The following is a 15,391-nucleotide window of genomic DNA, read 5'->3' on the forward strand; positions in this document are numbered from 1 at the left end:
CGTATGTAGTTGACCCGGTACCCCGCCCGGCCGAAAATATCTCCATATCGCGATATAGAGATATTCATGGATCTGGAAGACTGGTCGGCGCGACTGAAAGTGTTTGCCGATGCCACCCGGGTACGCCTGCTGGCGCTGCTGGAACAGGAAGAGCTCACCGTGGCCGAGCTGTCGGCCATCACCCGCCTGGCCCAGCCGCGCGTGTCCACCCACCTGGCCAAGCTAAAGGAAGCCGGGCTGGTGCGCGACCGCCGCGCCGGCGTGTCGGCGTATTACCGTTTCGACGAAGTATCGCTGGATCCCGCACAGCGTGCCCTGTGGCTGGCGCTGAGCACCGGCAGCGACGACCCGCTGTTGCGCCAGGATGCCGAGCGCGTGGCCGCCGTGCTGGCCAACCGCGCCGCCGACCAGAACTGGGCCGATTCGGTGGCCGGCGACATGGAACGGCATTACTCCCCGGGGCGCACCTGGGAAGCACTGGCACGCACCGCCCTGCCCCTGCTGGAAACCGGCGACGTGCTCGACATCGCCTCCGGCGACGGCGTGCTGGCGGAACTGGTCGCCCCGCACGCCACCCGCTACATCTGCATCGACACCAGCGCACGCGTGGTTGCCGCTGCCAGCGAGCGTCTGCGCAAGCTGCGCAACGTGGAAGTACGCGAAGGCGATATGCATGCACTGCCCTTCCCCGATGCCAGCTTCGACCTGGTGGTGCTGATGCACGCGCTCACCTATGCCGCAAGACCGGCGCAAGCGGTGGCCGAATCTGCACGCGTGTTGCGCCCGGGCGGCCGCCTGCTGCTGTGCAGCCTGGCCAAGCACGAACACCGCGCGGCCGTGCATGCCTATGGCCACGTCAATCTGGGATTTGCCGCCAAGGAATTGCGCAAGTTCGTCGAGAAAGCCGGGCTGGATGTCTCCAGCCTGGAGACGGTGACGCGTGAGAAACGCCCACCGCATTTCGAGGTGATTTCGCTGATTGCGATGAAGCCGGGAATGGGGACTCTGGATTCGGGATCGATTGACGGCAAGAGCACTGCACCACGGAGAACCGCACCATGACGCCTGCACAGCCCCACACCCCACGTTCCTTCTCGCTGCCCTGGCTGCACCCGGAGCGCGCCGACAAACTCGGCACTGCACTGCGCGAACGCATCCTCATCATCGATGGTGCGATGGGCACCATGATTCAGCGCCACGATCTGCAGGAAACCGACTACCGCGGCACGCGGTTCGCCGAAGGCTACGACAGCGCGCATGTGCACGGCCCGGGCTGCGATCACGCACACACGCCAGAAGGCCACGACCTGAAGGGCAATAACGATCTGCTGTTGCTGACCCGCCCGGAGATCATTGCCGGTATCCATCGCGCGTACCTGGATGCCGGTGCCGACCTGCTGGAAACCAACACGTTCAACGCCACCTCGGTGAGCCAGGCCGACTATCACCTCGAGCACGTGGTGTACGAATTGAACAAGGCCGGCGCGCAGATCGCGCGCGAATGCTGCGATGCCGTCGAAGCGCTGACGCCGCACAAACCGCGCTTTGTGATCGGCGTGCTCGGCCCCACCAGCCGCACCGCCTCGATCAGTCCGGACGTCAACGACCCCGGCTACCGCAACACCAGTTTCGACGCGCTGCGCGAGACCTACCGCGAGGCCGTCGAAGGCTTGATCGATGGCGGTGCCGACACGCTGATGGTGGAGACCATCTTCGACACGCTCAATGCCAAGGCCGCGCTGTACGCGATCGAAGAGGTCTTCGAAGCGCGCGGCGGGCGCTTGCCGGTGATGGTCTCCGGCACCATTACCGATGCGTCCGGTCGCACGCTGTCCGGGCAGACAGCCGAAGCCTTCTACGCCTCGGTCGCACATGGCCGCCCACTGTCGGTGGGTTTGAACTGCGCACTGGGCGCCAAGGATCTACGCCCGCATGTGGAAACGCTGGCTCAGATTGCCGACGCCTATGTCAGCGCGCATCCGAATGCCGGCCTGCCCAATGCCTTCGGCGAGTACGACGAGACGCCCGAGGAAATGGCCGAGACCTTGCGCGAATTTGCCCAGTCCGGCTTGCTGAATCTGGTTGGCGGTTGCTGCGGCACATCGCCGGACCACATCCGCGCAATTGCAGAGGCGGTAGCGGGCCTACCGCCGCGACAGTTGCCGGGTGCGCAAGAGCTGGCGGCGTGATGCGGCACATGGGCCCTCATCCGGCGCTTCGCGCCACCTTCTCCCGCACGCGGGAGAAGGACGACACGTTGTGCGGCGCGTGGACGAGAGTTCCCTTCTCCCGCACGCGGGAGAACGACAGCACATTGCGCAGCATGTGGACAAAAGCCCCCTTCTCCCGCACGCGGGAGAAGGTGCCCGAAGGGCGGATGAGGGCCATCTCGATCCGCGCCCGGCCGACCGCCACCCGTCATCGCCTCGCCTGGACATTCGCCACGTCCGACGCCCACAAGAGCCTCGCATGAGCACTCCCCGCTACACCCGCCTGTCCGGCCTGGAGCCGTTGGTCATCACGCCGGACCTGCTGTTCGTCAACGTCGGCGAGCGCACCAACGTCACCGGCAGCGCGCAGTTCCGCAAGCTGATCAAGGAAGAGCGCTACGAAGAGGCGGTAGAGGTGGCACGCCAGCAGGTCGCCAACGGCGCGCAGATCCTCGACGTCAATATGGACGAGGGCCTGATCGATTCCGAAAAGGCGATGACGCGCTTTCTCAACCTGATCATGTCCGAGCCGGATATCGCACGCATCCCGGTGATGGTGGATTCGTCCAAATGGACGGTGATCGAGGCCGGCCTGAAGTGCCTGCAAGGCAAGAGCGTGGTCAACTCGATCTCGCTCAAAGAGGGCGAGGCAATTTTCATCGAACAGGCGCGCAAGGTGCTGCGTTACGGCGCCGCCGCCGTGGTGATGGCCTTCGATGAAGTGGGCCAGGCCGATACCTGCGCGCGCAAGGTGGAAATCTGCACGCGCGCCTACAAGGTGTTGACCGAGCAGGTGGGTTTTCCACCGGAAGACATCATCTTCGACCCGAATATCTTTGCCGTGGCCACCGGCATCGAGGAGCACGACAACTACGCGGTGGACTTCATCGAGGCGACGCGCCAGATCAAACGTACGCTGCCGCACTGCCATGTCTCCGGTGGCGTGTCGAATGTGTCGTTCTCGTTCCGCGGCAACGAGATGGTGCGCCAGGCGATCCATTCGGTGTTTCTGTTCCATGCGATCGAGGCTGGCATGGACATGGGCATCGTCAATGCCGGTGGCATGCCGATCTATGACGAACTGGACCCGGATCTGCGCGAGCGTGTGGAAGACGTCATCCTCAACCGGCGCAAGGACGGCACCGAGCGGCTGCTGGAAATCGCCGAACGCTACAAGGGCAGCAAGGGTGCGGCCAAGGTCGAAGACCTGGCATGGCGCGACAAGCCGGTACGCGCACGCTTGGCGCATGCGCTGGTGCATGGCATCGACGCCTACGTGGAAACCGATACCGAAGAGGCGCGCCAACAGTCCACGCGTCCGCTGGATGTGATTGAAGGCCCGCTGATGGACGGCATGAACGTGGTCGGCGACTTGTTCGGCGCCGGCAAGATGTTCCTGCCGCAGGTGGTCAAGTCCGCGCGCGTGATGAAAAAGGCCGTGGCCTATCTGCTCCCCTTTATCGAAGCGGAAAAACTGCGCACCGGCGATGTCGGCAAATCCAACGGCAAGATCATCATGGCCACCGTCAAGGGCGATGTGCACGACATCGGCAAGAACATCGTCGGCGTGGTGTTGGCATGCAACAACTTCGATGTGGTGGACCTGGGCGTGATGGTGTCTGCGCAGGTGATCCTTGACCGTGCGCGCGAAGAGAATGCAGACCTGATCGGCTTGTCCGGCCTGATCACGCCCTCGCTGGAAGAGATGTCGCATGTGGCGCGCGAAATGCAGCGGCAGGGTTTCGAGATCCCGTTGTTGATCGGCGGCGCCACCACCTCGCGCGCGCACACTGCGCTGAAGATCGACCCGCATTACACCGCGCCCACGGTCTGGGTGAAGGATGCCTCGCGTGCAGTGGGCGTTGCGCAATCGCTGATCTCGCGCGACCTGCGTCAGGCATTCGTCGCTGCCAACGATGCGGACTACGCCGAGATCCGCGCACGCCATCGCAACCGTGGCGATGCCAAACGGCTGGTATCGCTAGAAAAGGCGCGCGCACAGCGTTTCGATGGCGATTGGGTGAACTACACACCGCCCATTCCGCGGCAGCCGGGCCTGCATGTTTTCAACGATTACCCGCTGCAGGAGTTGACCCAGCTGATCGACTGGACGCCGTTCTTCCAGGCCTGGGAGCTGGCCGGCAAATTTCCCGCCATCCTCAGCGACGAGATCGTCGGCACCCAGGCCAGCGAACTGTATCGCGACGCGCGACGCATGCTGAAGCAGATCGTCGACGAAAAATGGCTTACGGCCAAGGCGGTATTTGGGCTGTGGCCAGCCAATAGCGTGGGCGATGATGTCGAAGTGATCCTCACAGATCACCGGGATTCGGCAATCGGGCCTGGGGATTCGCAGCACCCCGGCCAATCCCCAATCCCGAATACCCAATCCCGGCAGCTCCTGCATTTCTTGCGCCAGCAAGTCGACAAACCCGTCGACCGCCCCGACTTCTGCCTGGCCGATTTCATCGCGCCCAAGAGCAGCGGCAAGCAGGACTGGATCGGCGCGTTTGCGGTCACTGCCGGCATCGGGATCGACCCGCATGTGGCGCGCTTCGAGGCGGCGCACGACGACTACAACGCGATCCTGCTCAAAGCGTTGGCCGATCGCCTGGCCGAAGCCCTGGCCGAGCGCCTGCACCAGCGTGTGCGCACCGAATTCTGGGGCTACATCGACAATGAAGACCTCGACAACGAAGCATTGATTGCCGAACGCTATCGCGGCATTCGCCCGGCACCGGGCTACCCGGCATGCCCGGAACACAGCGAAAAACGCAGGCTATTCGATCTGCTCGATGCCGAACGCAATGCAGACATGTCGCTTACCGAAAGCTTTGCGATGCTGCCCACCGCGGCGGTATCCGGCTATTACTTCAGCCATCCCAAGAGCCAGTACTTCGTGGTGGGACGGCTAGGCAAGGAACAGGTCGCCGACTACGCAAAGCGCAAGGGCATCACGCTGGCACTGGCCGAGCGCTGGCTGGCATCGAACCTGGATTACGACCCGGAATAACATCGGGCCAGCATCCCCGGACGCGCCCTCCAACCAACGTAGGAGCGCACCCGGGCGCGAAGAGGCTTTACCGATAACGCCACGTCGCGCCCGGGTGCGCTCCTACGTCACGGCGCGGCCGCACATGTACGGCCACGCCATGTCACCTCCAGCATCAAGCCGCTGTCCGCACTACATTCGAACGTCGTAGTCCTCCCACACGGGGCGGCACCCAATTAACATCGGGCCAGCATCCCCGGACGCGCCCTCCGACCAACGTAGGAGCGCACCCGGGCGCGACAAGGCTTTACCGATAACGCCCCGTCGCGCCCGGGTGCGTTCCTACGTCACGGCGCGGCCGCACATAGGCGGCTGTGCTCTGTTACCCCCCATCAAGCTGCTGGCCGCAACACGTTCAACACTTCGTAACACGCGCCCATGGTGTGGTAATCGGTCTTGCCGGCCGGGCTCTTCTCATCGCTGTACTTGCGGTTATCTGCATCCAGAATGCGATACCACGCGCCATAGCGATGGTCGACCATGTGCTTCCAGGAGTAATCCCACAGCTTGTCGTACCACTGCCAGTAGCGCGCATCGCCACTGCGCTGTGCCAACAAGGCCGCTGCAGCCAACGACTCGGCCTGCACCCAGAAATACTTGTCGTCGTCGCACACCTGACCATCGGGCGCGAACCCGTAATACAGCCCGCCGCGCTGCGTATCCCAGGAGCGCTCCACCGCGACATCGAACAGATGCTGCGCAGTCGGCAACAACCAGTCCGTGGGTGCATAACGATCCAGCAGCATGAGCAACTTGGCCCATTCGGTCTGGTGGCCCGGCTGGAAGCCCCAGGGCCGGAACAAGTGCTTGGGGTTGTCGCGGTTATAGTCCCAATCGATGTTCCACTGCGGGTCGTAATGCTCCCACACCAGACCATCGGCCTTGGCCGCCTGGCGCCGGGTCATGTGATCGGCCAGCTGCAGCGCGCGATCCAGGTAGCGCTGCTCGCCGCTGGCTTCGTACGCGGCGATCATCGCCTCGCACATATGCATGTTGGCGTTCTGGCCGCGATACGTGGTGAAGTTGAACTGCGCATCGGCTTCGTCGCGGTACAAACCAAATTCCGGCTCCCAGAAGTGTTTTTCCAGCAGCTGCCAGGTTTCGCCCATCCACGCACGCGCCTCGCCGATGCCGGCCTTCAGCCCACACGAATACGCCAGCAGCACGAACGCCACGCCGTAGCAGTGGTTCATGTCGTCTTCCACGACGCCATCGCGCAAGGTCCAGGCATAACCGCCGGTGGCGGCGTTGCGATGCACGTTGCGCAGATAATCCAGGCCGTGGCGCACTGCCTCCAGGTACTGCGCGTTGCCGAACTCGCGGTAGGCCATTGCGTAGTTGAAGACGAAGCGCGTGCTGCTCACCAGATGCCGGTGACCGGCATCGTAGATGCTGCCGTCATCCTTGAAATACTGGAAGAAGCCACCGGCTGGATCGATCGCGCGCGGGTGATAGAACGCCATGGTGTCGGCAATATGCTGGCGCAACACATCGGCCGAGCGGAAATCGGGGGCGGGAGATGCGGGCAACGGGCTCATGCTTGTTCCTGGATCAGAGAATGGACTTCATCGAGGCTGGGCATCGCAGCAAACGCGCCCTTGCGTGTCACTGCCAGCGCACCGACTGCGGCGGCGAAACGAATCACCTGCGTCATCGCCGCAGCATCGCCGCACAGGTGTTCAAGCGTCGTCGCACGTGCGGCCAGCTGATACAGCAGACCACCAACGAAGGCATCGCCAGCAGCGGTGCTGTCGCGCACCTGCACGGTGAACGCCGACACCTGGCCGGAATCCACCCGTGTCTGCCAATGCACCGGGCCGCCGCCATCGGTAACCAGCAGCCAGCGCGCATTGCCCTGCCACAGCTTCTGCGTCACCGCGCTGGCGTCGGCGTTCAAGGTGCCGGCCAGATAGTCGAGTTCCTCGCGCGAGAGCTTGACCACATCGGCCAGCGCCAGCGCTTCCCACAGCAACGGAGCCGGGTCCACCTCCTGCGGCCACAGCATCGGGCGCAGATTCAGATCCAGGCTGACGATGGCGCCGTCGGCACGTGCACGGCGCATGCCGTCGAGCGTGCACTGCGCGATCGCAGGCTCGGTCATGCTGTTGGAACACACATGCAGCACGGCGGCTTGCGTGAATCCGTCTGCGGCGAAGTGTTCTGGGCGGAACAGCAGGTCCGCTGCAGGCGGGCGGTAGAAGCTGAAACTGCGCTCGCCCGCCTCGTCCAATGCGACGAAGGCAAGCGCGGTCTTGGCCTGATCGGTGCGCACGATGCCATCGGTGATCACCCCGGCCTGCTGCAGGCTCTGCAGCAGGAAGTCGCCGAACATGTCGCGGCCGAGCATGCCGACAAAATGCGCGGCGCCGCCGAGCTTTGCCACCGCCACCGCAACATTGGCCGGCGCACCACCGGCATATTGCGCAAAGGTGCGCGCGTCGTCGGTGCTGGCCTGCGGCAAGGCCAGCATGTCGATCAGGGCTTCGCCGAAACAGACCACCTGGTTCTTGGCAGCATTCATGCGCGCGCCTCCGCCAGTGCGCCACGCAGGCGCGAACCCCAGATGCCGTAGAACACGATGTACAGGTAGCACACCAGCGGCAGCACGAAGGACTCATGCAGGCCCATGTGATCTGCCAGCAAGCCCTGCAGATACGGCACGATCGCGCCGCCCACAATCGCCATGATCAACAGGCTGGACGCACGCCCGGTCAGCGGGCCAAGACGCTCGATGCCCAGGGTAAAAATGGTGGGGAACATGATCGAGTTGAACAGGCCGATCGCCACCAGCGCATACACCGCCAGCATGCCGCCACTGGCCATGGTCAGGCCCAGCAGCAAGGCATTGATACCCGCAAATACCGACAACAGCACGCGTGGCGACAGCTTGGCCAGCAAGGCCGACCCGATGAAGCGGCCGATCATGGCAAGCGTCCAGTACGCCGACACGTACTTGGTCGCCTCGCGCTCGGTGAACCCGCCGATCTCCGGCAAGGAGAAGTAATTGACCATCAGGCTGCCGATCGCGACTTCTGCGCCGACATAGAAAAAGATCGCCAGCACACCGAAGCGCACATGCGGGTGGCGCAGCGCATCCAGCAGCGAATGCTTGCTCTCTTCCTTCTGCGCGCCGCCATTGGTCAATGCCGGCAAACGGAACAGGAACACGAAGATCGCCAGCAGGAACAGCACCACACCCAGCCCGATGTAGGGGCCTTGCACGGCCTGGGCTTCCTGCACGCGATAGGCCAGTTGCTCGGCTTCCGGCAAGGCCTTGAGCTGGTCGCCGCTCATCACCGTGTTGGACAGGATCAACCAGCCACCCAGCAACGGCGCGATCGCGGTACCCAGCGAGTTGAGCGCCTGCGCCAGGGTCAGGCGGCTGGAGGCACTACGCTCCGGACCCAGCAACGCAACATATGGATTTGCCGCCACCTGCAGGATGGTGATGCCGGTGGCGAGCACGAACAGCGCGCCCAGGAATGCGCCGTACACGCGCAGTTCCGCCGCCGGCCAGAAGCCCAGCGCACCGACTGCCGCCACCGCGAGCCCGGCCACGATGCCCTGCTTGTAACCCAGGCGATTGACCAGCCAACCCGCCGGCAGCGACATCAGGAAGTACGCACCGAAGAAGGTGAACTGCACCAGCATCGCCTGCGCGAAGTTCAGCTCGAACACCGCCTTCAGATGCGGAATCAGGATGTCGTTGAGGCAGGTGAGAAAGCCCCACATGAAAAAGATCGTGGTCACCACCGACAACGCGACGCCGTTGTTGACGGGCGCCTTGTTGCCGCTTGGCACAGTGGATTGCGTGGAAAGGGAAACCATAGGAGTTGCCTGGTCAGCGGCCTGAGGCCTTGGTGGGGGAATGGACGGGGGAATCGCTTACGGGATGGTGCGAAGAAGACAGGTGAGAGGGTGCGCACGCACTGCTCGCGCGGACTTGTAGCGCAACTGCAGCGGTCAGCCGTTGCGAGGCCAGGTCCGGGCTGCCGATGCGCTGCAGCACCAGCTGCGCAGCTTGCTGGCCGCGCGCGCGCGGATCGGCAGCCAGCGTGGTCAGTGCCGGAGTGAACAATGCCGCTTCGGCAATGTCGTCGAAGCCGGTCACCGCGAAATCGCGGCCCGGCACGCTGCCGTGCATCGCCAGTGCGGCCATCAGGCCGAGCGCAACGCTGTCGTTGTAGCAAACCGCCGCAGTCGCAGCGTGGTCGGCGTTGTCGAGCATACGCGCGCCGCACAGTGCCGCATCCTGCCGATTGGGTGCCGACTCGACGTACCGCACCGCCAGGCCCGCAGCGGACATGGCGCGCGTATAGCCGGCACGACGCTGCCGGCACGAGCTGGATTCGGCATGCCCGCCGAAAAACACGATCTGCCGATGGCCTTGTGCAATCAGATGCGTGCAGGCCAGATACGCGCCCTGCTCGTTGTCCAGCGCCAGCAGGTCCCAACCGGCGCCCTCCACCTCACGGTTGAACAACACCACGTTGCGCTGGCGGCCGAGCACCTGCGCCAGGGCCTGCGCCTGGCTGCCCTCGGCGGGCGACAGGATGATCCCGGCCGGTGTGTGTTCCATCAACGAGGTCAGCACCGCCTGCTGACGCTGCGTGGACTCGCCGGTACTGCCCAGCAGGGTGACATAGCCGGCCGCGCCCAACGCTTCGTCAACGCCAGCCGCAAACTCTGCGAAGAACGGGTTGGACAGATCGTTGATGACCAGCGCAATGCTGGATGAGGTCCGCTGGCGCAAATTGGCGGCAGCGCGGTTGTAGACGTAATGTTGCCGGTCCAGTTCGGCCTCCACGCGCGCGCGCGTGCTGGCATGCACCAGGGGGCTGCCGCGCAGCACCAGCGACACGGTCGCGCGCGAGACACCGATTGCGCCTGCGATGTCGCGCAGCGTCACCGCCCCGCGCCGCGCCAGGCGCGCGTCGCCAGCCTCCGCGACGCCCGAGGCCTGCTTGGGACGCGTCAAGCGCCAAACTCCGCTGAATGAAAAACGTGCATGCAATGGACTGGAATTGGATCGATCCAATTAGGCCTTTTCCCGCCATTCAATGCATGCGGCAGTGCAGCATGGGCATGGTGCTCTCGGTGCAGCCTGGACCACCGCCCTTGCCGGGCCAGCGCCAGAGGATTGCCCGATGTCGGCACCCCATCGAGTCACGGCATCCGGCGGCAACAACAGGTTGCTCCAGCTTCCAGCAGACGCGGCGTGAGTTGCCGATACGCTGTCCTTGGCGCCGCACGCGAACCCCACACTCGCTTCGCCCACCTGTCTACCGACACCCAATGACGTTTCCAGCTCGATGAATCGTGGTCACGCAAGCACCGTTGGCCAGAGGCGGCACTGTTACCGGGGCATGCCCCCAATAATCAAGCAGCACCCGATGTCGCGCCTCTGCGTCGCATGCGTTCGTGCGCTGCCATTGCTCGATTACTGAAACGCGATCGACAACCCGATCCCGCCCTGCCAATCAGGGCTTTCCGACGTCAGCCCACGCAGCACCGAGACATCGAGCTGCATCGCATGCGGCAGCTGCCAGGCGCCGCCAGCGCCCGCTACCCGCGAATGCTCGCTACCGGTATCCAGACCCGCTTCCACGTAACTGCTGAAATGCTCGCCCGAGAAAAACGTGTAGTTGGGCGAGAACGTCCAGGTGTGCCCGTCGTTGTCGCGTGCGTAGTTGACGTAGAAGGCGAGCGCGCGCTGCTGCGACAGATCCCAGGATGCAGTCACCCCGAGCTCGCGCGAATACCCATCGCTGAAAGCAGGGCTGCCGGTCGGCACGCTATAGGTGCCAAGTGCCGCCCAATGAAAACTCTCCGATCGCGACGGCAAGGCGACCTTCAAACCGACATGGCTGTCGCCGCCGCCCCGCACACGCGCGCCACCGCCGTGCTGCCAGTTGTAACTGTCGCTGCCCAGTTGCAGCTCCACCTGCTGTGACAGCCCCAGACGCAGCACGGTGTCAGCGCTATACAGCGTCGTGCGCTGACCATCTGCACGGTCGGTACTGGCATCGGGCAATCCCTGCTCCCAGGCGAACGCACCGGGCTGCAGCACCTCGGCAGCGAACGGGATGCCGGGACGATCAAAGGCTGGCGCATCTTCCGACTGCGCAGATGCGTGCGGACTCGCACCACACAGCGCAAACACTACGCCGAACGACACGAGCAGGCGACCGGCATGCGAACGCAGTGCGTTACCCGTGGCCGATGAAATCGATTCGCCAGCGCAGGGCTTCATGCATTTCGAGGATGTGGACATATGCAGCACCAATCGGGAAGTGAGCCACGACGCAACAGACTCGAAGACTGCGAGCGCCAATCTGTAATGGCGCGCATAGTGCGGCCCTGGCCGTGACCAGCCTGTATAGCGACTGTACTCCCGTCGCTGATCCGCAACCGGCGGCCTGCAAAGAACATCCAAACAGATGCACGGCAGCACTCGGAATCGATAAGCAATTGCCAGTGTTCGCGCTAGTTGTCGCCCTACAAGAGGGCATCGATTGCCGGCTTGATCGGCGACAGATTGTTCGGCCGACCCAGACGCAGCGTGCAGCAGGCAACTGCATTACACGAGACGATATGAAACGGGCTGCACCACCACGATGCAAGCGCATCCAACGTTGCATGGCCTGGAAAACATCGCAAACAACAAGGGCACCCAACAGGTGCCCAGGTGTCACATCATCAGTGGATCAAGGTGTTACCAGACCAGATCGTCGGGCACCTGGAATTTGGGATCGGCGTACGGGTCGTCGCCTGCCGGTGCATTCGGGTCCACCTTCAGGGCGACCGACGGCGCGAATACGGATTCGGCCTCGGCGAGCACCTCGGCGGTCACCAGCAGGTAGCGGCCGTTGAGTTGCAGCACGCCCAGCTCGCCGGCGTTGAGCGCCTTGAGCTGATCGGCGGTGACGTAGATGCGCTTGATCTTGCCGCCATACGGGAAATGCCGCGCGATGTCGGCATCGGCATGGTTCAGGCCCTTGTCCTTGAGCAGTTCTTCGAGCTTGGCCTTGGCTTCGCGACGCAGGCGTGCTTCTTCCTGCTTCAGCCGCTCGGCTTCGATGCGCTCGTCCTTTTCGCGCTGCGCACGGATCGCATAGGCCTTGGCCAGGTCGATGTCCTCGCGCGTGCGCGCCGGCCGGGGGCCGCGTCGGTCTGCATTGGGTTGTTGCGGGCGCGGCGACGCTGCCGGCTTGCCATCGTGGCGCCGGTTGGGCCGGCCATCGCTTTTACGTGCGCCGGCTGCATCGGTCGCCGCAGCGGCGTGCGGCCGCTGCGGTCCCCTGCCCTGGCCACCCGGCCTGTTGCCGCCGGGCGCGGGCTTGCCACCATTGCCATGCTGACGCGCGGCAGGACGTGCGTCGGGTTTGCGTTCGGGCTTGGGCGCGGACTTGAAGCCCAGGCCAAGCAACTGGTCACGTAAGGTATCGCTCATGGCGGTGGCAATCTGCAATCAATAGTGCGGAGGCGGCGGTTCGTCCGCTGCATCGGCAAACAACGTGGAGCGCACCTTGCCCAGATCCTCGAGCAGGTGGCGGATCAGTTCGGCATTGCGGGCGCCCGTCAAACGGGCGTCCGCAAGTGCTTCACTCAGTTCATTGAGCGCCTGCTCCTGAAAGGAGAGGCGCGTTTCCAGTTCCACCAACCGCGCGTCCAGTGCCTGGTCGCGCGGCGAGAGTTGCTCATGCATGCAACGAACGGCCTCGTCCGATGGCGTAGTAAGCCAGGCCTGCAGCCTCGATCTCCTGCGGGTCGTAGAGGTTGCGACCGTCGAACACGACGTCGTCCTTCAAGGCCTGCTTGATCTTGCTGAAATCCGGGCTGCGGAATTGCTTCCACTCGGTGACCACGACCAGTGCATCGGCGCCTTCCAGTGCAGCAAAGGCTTCGTCGCAGAAGGTCAGGTCGTCGCGCTCGCCGAAGATGCGCTTGGCCTCATGGGTGGCTTCCGGGTCGTAGGCGCGCACGGTGGCACCGGCCTCCCACAACTGCGCCATCAGACGACGGCTGGATGCCGCACGCATGTCGTCGGTATTGGGCTTGAACGCCAGGCCCCACACCGCAAAGGTCTTGCCGGCGATGCTGCCGCCTTCGCCACCGTAATGACGCTGCACCAGCTCGAACAGGTGACCCTTCTGCGCGTTGTTGACGCTTTCCACTGCGTTGAGCAGGGTCGGCTCCATGCCGTACTGCTCGGCAGTCTTGGCAAGCGCCTGCACGTCCTTCGGGAAGCACGAGCCGCCGTAACCGGCACCCGGGTAGATGAAGTGCCAGCCGATACGCGGGTCCGAGCCGATCCCGTTACGCACGTGCTCGACGTCCGCACCGACACGCTCGGCAATATTGGCGATCTCGTTCATGAAACTGATCTTGGTCGCCAGCATCGCGTTGGCCGCGTACTTGGTGAGCTCGGCCGAGCGCACGTCCATTTCCACGATGCGATCGCGGTTGCGGTTGAACGGGGCATACAGACGGCGCATGCGTGCGATCGCCGCCGGCTTCTTGGCGCCGATCACGATCCGGTCCGGACGCATGCAGTCGGCCACCGCATCGCCTTCCTTCAGGAACTCTGGGTTGGAGACGACATCGAATTCGTGGTCCACGCCACGTGCGTCCAGTTCTTCCTGGATCGCCGCGCGCACCTTGTCGGCGGTACCGACCGGCACGGTGGACTTGTTGACCACGACCGACGGGCCATCGATATGGCGACCGACAGTGCGCGCAACCGCAAGCACGTACTGCAGGTCGGCACTGCCATCCTCGTCCGGCGGCGTGCCCACGGCGATGAAGGTGATTTCGCCGTGCGCAATCGCCTCGGCGGCGTCGGTGGTGAAGCGCAACCGGCCGGAGGCGTGGTTGGCTTTCACCATCGGCTCCAGGCCGGGTTCATAGATGGGTATCACCCCACGATTGAGACCATCAACTTTCGCCTGGTCGATATCCACGCAGATAACGTGATGACCTACTTCCGCCAGACAGGTACCGGTGACAAGACCAACATAGCCGGTACCAAAGATCGCAACTCGCATGGGTGGGGGTACTCCTGTGGGGGATCAGGGAAGGATACCCATCAGTTCGACATCGAACGTCAACGTTGCGTCTGGTCCGATCGGCCCCCCCTGCGTGCCGTTCGGGCCATAGGCCAAGTTGGATGGAATCCAGAAACGATATTTCGAACCGACCGGCATCAAGGCGACGCCCTCGGTCCAGCCGGGAATGACTTGATCCAGACCGAACTCGGCCGGCTGGCCGCGCTGGTACGAACTGTCGAAGACCTGCCCGCTGAGCAGCTTGCCTTCGTAGTTCACACGCACCTTGTTGGTCCGCATCGGGCGCTCGCCGCTGCCCTGGCGCAGCACCATGTACTGCAGGCCGGACGCGGTGGTGATAACGCCTTTCTCGGTCTTGTTCTTGGCAAGGAAGGCGTTGCCTTCTTCGCGATTCTTGGCACCGGCAGCGCCCTGCTTGGCAGCGGCGAACGCCTGCATGGTGGCAGCGGCTTCCTGCTGGGTCAGACGGGTGGTGCCCTTGGCGAACACGGTCCGCACCGCTTCCATCAGGATCGACAGATCGATCTCGTCCTTGATGCCGGCCAGCGACGGGCCGACCGCGCGGTCGCCGAGCATCAAGCCGACGTTTTCCTTGGACGGCGCGGCCGGCGTGGAGCCAGGCGCCATGCCCGGCACCTGCTGGCCGTTACGGGCGGCCAGCGCGGTGCGCAATGCGGTATCGGTCGCCTGAGTCTGCTCGTCGGACAACAGCGGCTTGCCGCCCTTGAAGGCATTTTCGATGGCGCGTTGCATCGCGCTCAGATCGATGTCCTGGGCAATCGGCTCGAACGAGCGCGCCACGTCCATACCGATGGCGTAGCTGACGTTGTCGCGCGTGCTCTTCTCAGACGATGCATTCAAAACTGGCTTCTCCTTGGTGGCCGCTGCGGCCGGTTGCTGCGACATCGCCGGCATCGAAGCCGTCATTGCCACCATCAGTAGCGACGCCGCCGCGCCGCGCTTTCCCATCTTCATTCGATGCACTTCCCGAAAGTGAAAAGACACGCCACCGACGGCGCTGAACACGCATTGTCGCATGCGCACGCGGCGTTGCGAGAGCC

Annotated in this window: 12 protein-coding genes and 1 pseudogene; 3 read left to right on the forward strand and 10 right to left on the reverse strand. The window is 64.0% G+C overall.

Annotation, left to right across the window (positions count from 1 at the left end; all coding sequences use genetic code 11):
* The first annotated feature begins 66 nt into the window (after positions 1–66).
* A complete protein-coding gene (locus FHY19_RS09435) occupies positions 67–1,062 on the forward strand; it encodes a metalloregulator ArsR/SmtB family transcription factor (protein WP_259153651.1) in 996 nt (331 codons plus the stop codon).
* Positions 1,059–2,189 (forward strand): homocysteine S-methyltransferase family protein, encoded by a 1,131-nt coding sequence (locus FHY19_RS09440; RefSeq protein WP_259165247.1) that lies wholly within the window; start codon positions 1,059–1,061, stop codon positions 2,187–2,189. The genes FHY19_RS09435 and FHY19_RS09440 overlap by 4 nt, the downstream gene beginning before the upstream one ends.
* A gap of 16 nt (positions 2,190–2,205) precedes the next feature.
* On the opposite strand, the gene FHY19_RS09445 is transcribed toward FHY19_RS09440, so the two are convergent.
* Positions 2,206–2,388: a hypothetical protein gene (locus tag FHY19_RS09445; protein ID WP_259166389.1), complete on the reverse strand. Its 183-nt coding sequence runs from the start codon at positions 2,386–2,388 to the stop codon at positions 2,206–2,208.
* Positions 2,389–2,436: 48 nt separating this feature from the next.
* Here FHY19_RS09445 and metH point away from each other — a divergent pair, with 48 nt between their 5' ends.
* Positions 2,437–5,223 (forward strand): methionine synthase, encoded by a 2,787-nt coding sequence (gene metH / locus FHY19_RS09450; protein ID WP_259166360.1) that lies wholly within the window; start codon positions 2,437–2,439, stop codon positions 5,221–5,223.
* Positions 5,224–5,594: 371 nt separating this feature from the next.
* On the opposite strand, the gene FHY19_RS09455 is transcribed toward metH, so the two are convergent.
* From FHY19_RS09455 to FHY19_RS09495, 9 genes and pseudogenes are all read right to left on the reverse strand, one after another.
* Positions 5,595–6,800: an AGE family epimerase/isomerase gene (locus tag FHY19_RS09455; RefSeq protein WP_259165249.1), complete on the reverse strand. Its 1,206-nt coding sequence runs from the start codon at positions 6,798–6,800 to the stop codon at positions 5,595–5,597.
* Complete coding sequence (locus FHY19_RS09460) at positions 6,797–7,783, reverse strand: carbohydrate kinase (protein ID WP_259165251.1); 987 nt, start codon at positions 7,781–7,783, stop codon at positions 6,797–6,799. Before FHY19_RS09460 ends, FHY19_RS09455 begins: the two co-directional genes overlap by 4 nt.
* Entirely contained in the window at positions 7,780–9,090 is a 1,311-nt protein-coding gene (gene fucP / locus FHY19_RS09465) for an L-fucose:H+ symporter permease (RefSeq protein WP_259165263.1), read from the reverse strand. Before fucP ends, FHY19_RS09460 begins: the two co-directional genes overlap by 4 nt.
* A 13-nt stretch (positions 9,091–9,103) precedes the next feature.
* Positions 9,104–10,186: pseudogene (locus FHY19_RS09470) on the reverse strand (LacI family DNA-binding transcriptional regulator); the annotation flags it as partial.
* A 516-nt stretch (positions 10,187–10,702) separates the two neighbouring features.
* Positions 10,703–11,536, reverse strand: coding sequence for a transporter (locus FHY19_RS09475; protein ID WP_259165267.1), 834 nt, complete (start codon positions 11,534–11,536; stop codon positions 10,703–10,705).
* Positions 11,537–11,977: 441 nt separating this feature from the next.
* Positions 11,978–12,715: a DUF2058 family protein gene (locus FHY19_RS09480; protein ID WP_326521119.1), complete on the reverse strand. Its 738-nt coding sequence runs from the start codon at positions 12,713–12,715 to the stop codon at positions 11,978–11,980.
* Positions 12,716–12,733: 18 nt separating this feature from the next.
* Entirely contained in the window at positions 12,734–12,970 is a 237-nt protein-coding gene (locus tag FHY19_RS09485; RefSeq protein ID WP_005988457.1) for a SlyX family protein, read from the reverse strand.
* Entirely contained in the window at positions 12,963–14,309 is a 1,347-nt protein-coding gene (locus tag FHY19_RS09490) for a UDP-glucose/GDP-mannose dehydrogenase family protein (protein WP_046964976.1), read from the reverse strand. Before FHY19_RS09490 ends, FHY19_RS09485 begins: the two co-directional genes overlap by 8 nt.
* Positions 14,310–14,333: 24 nt before the next feature.
* On the reverse strand, positions 14,334–15,305 hold the full coding sequence (locus FHY19_RS09495) for an FKBP-type peptidyl-prolyl cis-trans isomerase (RefSeq protein WP_259153641.1): 972 nt from the start codon (positions 15,303–15,305) through the stop codon (positions 14,334–14,336).
* Positions 15,306–15,391: the final 86 nt, after the last annotated feature.

The sequence above is a fragment of the Xanthomonas sp. 4461 genome, assembly GCF_024806475.1.
GTDB lineage: Bacteria > Pseudomonadota > Gammaproteobacteria > Xanthomonadales > Xanthomonadaceae > Xanthomonas > Xanthomonas arboricola_F.

Excerpts from the sequence above, each read along its gene's own strand:
- FHY19_RS09495 (WP_259153641.1), bottom strand. The coding sequence starts at position 15,305 with ATGAAGATGGGAAAGCGCGGCGCGGCGGCGTCGCTACTGATGGTGGCA.
- FHY19_RS09485 (WP_005988457.1), bottom strand. The coding sequence starts at position 12,970 with ATGCATGAGCAACTCTCGCCGCGCGACCAGGCACTGGACGCGCGGTTG.
- FHY19_RS09435 (WP_259153651.1), top strand. The coding sequence starts at position 67 with ATGGATCTGGAAGACTGGTCGGCGCGACTGAAAGTGTTTGCCGATGCC.
- FHY19_RS09440 (WP_259165247.1), top strand. The coding sequence starts at position 1,059 with ATGACGCCTGCACAGCCCCACACCCCACGTTCCTTCTCGCTGCCCTGG.
- FHY19_RS09445 (WP_259166389.1), bottom strand. The coding sequence starts at position 2,388 with ATGGCCCTCATCCGCCCTTCGGGCACCTTCTCCCGCGTGCGGGAGAAG.
- FHY19_RS09480 (WP_326521119.1), bottom strand. The coding sequence starts at position 12,715 with ATGAGCGATACCTTACGTGACCAGTTGCTTGGCCTGGGCTTCAAGTCC.
- FHY19_RS09475 (WP_259165267.1), bottom strand. The coding sequence starts at position 11,536 with ATGTCCACATCCTCGAAATGCATGAAGCCCTGCGCTGGCGAATCGATT.
- fucP (WP_259165263.1), bottom strand. The coding sequence starts at position 9,090 with ATGGTTTCCCTTTCCACGCAATCCACTGTGCCAAGCGGCAACAAGGCG.
- FHY19_RS09455 (WP_259165249.1), bottom strand. The coding sequence starts at position 6,800 with ATGAGCCCGTTGCCCGCATCTCCCGCCCCCGATTTCCGCTCGGCCGAT.
- FHY19_RS09460 (WP_259165251.1), bottom strand. The coding sequence starts at position 7,783 with ATGAATGCTGCCAAGAACCAGGTGGTCTGTTTCGGCGAAGCCCTGATC.
- FHY19_RS09490 (WP_046964976.1), bottom strand. The coding sequence starts at position 14,309 with ATGCGAGTTGCGATCTTTGGTACCGGCTATGTTGGTCTTGTCACCGGT.